The following is a 3,104-nucleotide window of genomic DNA, read 5'->3' as shown; positions in this document are numbered from 1 at the left end:
GTCGGCAAACAGACTTTGATCCGGAGATCTCTGAATGGGGAAACCCACCTACCATAAGGTAGGTATCTTGTACTGAATACATAGGTGCAAGAGGCGAACCAGGGGAACTGAAACATCTAAGTACCCTGAGGAATAGAAATCAACCGAGATTCCCTTAGTAGTGGCGAGCGAACGGGGATTAGCCCTTAAGCTTCTTGGATTTTAGTGGAAGGCTCTGGAAAGTGCCGCCGTAGTGGGTGATAGCCCCGTACACGAAAGGATCCTTGAAGTGAAATCGAGTAGGACGGAGCACGAGAAACTTTGTCTGAATATGGGGGGACCATCCTCCAAGGCTAAATACTACTGACTGACCGATAGTGAACCAGTACCGTGAGGGAAAGGCGAAAAGAACCCCGGAGAGGGGAGTGAAATAGAACCTGAAACCGTATGCGTACAAGCAGTGGGAGCCCACTTTGTTGGGTGACTGCGTACCTTTTGTATAATGGGTCAGCGACTTATATTCAGTGGCGAGCTTAACCGTATAGGGGAGGCGTAGCGAAAGCGAGTCTTAATAGGGCGTTTAGTCGCTGGGTATAGACCCGAAACCGGGCGATCTATCCATGAGCAGGTTGAAGGTTAGGTAACACTGACTGGAGGACCGAACCCACTTCCGTTGAAAAGGCAGGGGATGACTTGTGGATAGGAGTGAAAGGCTAATCAAGCTCGGAGATAGCTGGTTCTCCTCGAAAGCTATTTAGGTAGCGCCTCACGTATCACTCCAGGGGGTAGAGCACTGTTTCGGCTAGGGGGTCATCCCGACTTACCAAACCGATGCAAACTCCGAATACCTGGAAGTGTCAGCGTGGGAGACACACGGCGGGTGCTAACGTCCGTCGTGAAAAGGGAAACAACCCAGACCGTCAGCTAAGGTCCCAAAGTTGTGGTTAAGTGGTAAACGATGTGGGAAGGCTTAGACAGCTAGGAGGTTGGCTTAGAAGCAGCCACCCTTTAAAGAAAGCGTAATAGCTCACTAGTCGAGTCGGCCTGCGCGGAAGATGTAACGGGGCTCAAACCACACACCGAAGCTACGGGTGCATCGCAAGATGCGCGGTAGAGGAGCGTTCTGTAAGCCTGTGAAGGTCAGTTGAGAAGCTGGCTGGAGGTATCAGAAGTGCGAATGCTGACATGAGTAACGACAATGGGAGTGAAAAACTCCCACGCCGAAAGACCAAGGGTTCCTGCGCAACGTTAATCGACGCAGGGTTAGTCGGTCCCTAAGGCGAGGCTGAAGAGCGTAGTCGATGGGAAACAGGTTAATATTCCTGTACTTCTAGTTACTGCGATGGAGGGACGGAGAAGGCTAGGCCAGCTTGGCGTTGGTTGTCCAAGTTTAAGGTGGTAGGCTGGGATCTTAGGTAAATCCGGGATCCTAAGGCTGAGAGCTGATGACGAGTTGTCTTTTAGATGACGAAGTGGTTGATGCCATGCTTCCAGGAAAAGCTTCTAAGCTTCAGGTAACTAGGAACCGTACCCCAAACCGACACAGGTGGTTGGGTAGAGAATACCAAGGCGCTTGAGAGAACTCGGGTGAAGGAACTAGGCAAAATGGCACCGTAACTTCGGGAGAAGGTGCGCCGGTGAGGGTGAAGTATTTACTACGTAAGCCCATGCCGGTCGAAGATACCAGGCCGCTGCGACTGTTTATTAAAAACACAGCACTCTGCAAACACGAAAGTGGACGTATAGGGTGTGACGCCTGCCCGGTGCCGGAAGGTTAATTGATGGGGTTAGCGAAAGCGAAGCTCTTGATCGAAGCCCCGGTAAACGGCGGCCGTAACTATAACGGTCCTAAGGTAGCGAAATTCCTTGTCGGGTAAGTTCCGACCTGCACGAATGGCGTAACGATGGCGGCGCTGTCTCCACCCGAGACTCAGTGAAATTGAAATCGCTGTGAAGATGCAGTGTATCCGCGGCTAGACGGAAAGACCCCGTGAACCTTTACTATAGCTTTGCACTGGACTTTGAGCTTGCTTGTGTAGGATAGGTGGGAGGCTTTGAAGCGTGGACGCCAGTCTGCGTGGAGCCATCCTTGAAATACCACCCTGGCAACCTTGAGGTTCTAACTCTGGTCCGTTATCCGGATCGAGGACAGTGTATGGTGGGTAGTTTGACTGGGGCGGTCTCCTCCTAAAGAGTAACGGAGGAGTACGAAGGTGCGCTCAGACCGGTCGGAAATCGGTCGTAGAGTATAAAGGCAAAAGCGCGCTTGACTGCGAGACAGACACGTCGAGCAGGTACGAAAGTAGGTCTTAGTGATCCGGTGGTTCTGTATGGAAGGGCCATCGCTCAACGGATAAAAGGTACTCCGGGGATAACAGGCTGATACCGCCCAAGAGTTCATATCGACGGCGGTGTTTGGCACCTCGATGTCGGCTCATCACATCCTGGGGCTGAAGCCGGTCCCAAGGGTATGGCTGTTCGCCATTTAAAGTGGTACGCGAGCTGGGTTTAGAACGTCGTGAGACAGTTCGGTCCCTATCTGCCGTGGACGTTTGAGATTTGAGAGGGGCTGACCTTAGTACGAGAGGACCGGGTTGGACGAACCTCTGGTGTTCCGGTTGTCACGCCAGTGGCATTGCCGGGTAGCTATGTTCGGAAAAGATAACCGCTGAAAGCATCTAAGCGGGAAACTTGCCTCAAGATGAGATCTCACTGGAGCCTTGAGCTCCCTGAAGGGCCGTCGAAGACTACGACGTTGATAGGCTGGGTGTGTAAGCGTTGTGAGGCGTTGAGCTAACCAGTACTAATTGCCCGTGAGGCTTGACCATATAACACCCAAACAATTTGCTGTTTGCGTGTGACAGGCCGAAAGCTTGCAAGAACGCGTGAAATTACCGAAGATACACCGACATCACATACCCAATTAGGGGAAGCGACTAAAAACGATTCCCCAACAAATTGCTTGACGACCATAGAGCGTTGGAACCACCTGATCCCATCCCGAACTCAGCAGTGAAACGACGCATCGCCGATGGTAGTGTGGAGCTTCTCCATGTGAGAGTAGGTCATCGTCAAGCACCTCTACAGAAACCCCGATCAGCTCAGCTGGTCGGGGTTTCGTCTTT

The 3,104-nt window shown here is 52.1% G+C and carries 2 rRNA genes; both read left to right on the top strand.

Annotated features, from left to right (window positions below):
* A 23S ribosomal RNA gene (locus tag KRX52_RS13200) occupies positions 1 to 2,807 on the top strand; the annotation flags it as partial.
* Positions 2,808 to 2,940: 133 nt separating this feature from the next.
* Positions 2,941 to 3,056: ribosomal RNA gene (gene rrf / locus KRX52_RS13195) — 5S ribosomal RNA — on the top strand.
* Positions 3,057 to 3,104 lie beyond the last annotated feature (48 nt).

Origin of the sequence: Geopseudomonas aromaticivorans, from assembly GCF_019097855.1 — a bacterium.
Classification (GTDB): Bacteria; Pseudomonadota; Gammaproteobacteria; order Pseudomonadales; family Pseudomonadaceae; genus Geopseudomonas; species Geopseudomonas aromaticivorans.
Note: the sequence above shows the minus strand (reverse complement) of the source record. Positions and strands in the feature narration are given on the sequence as shown.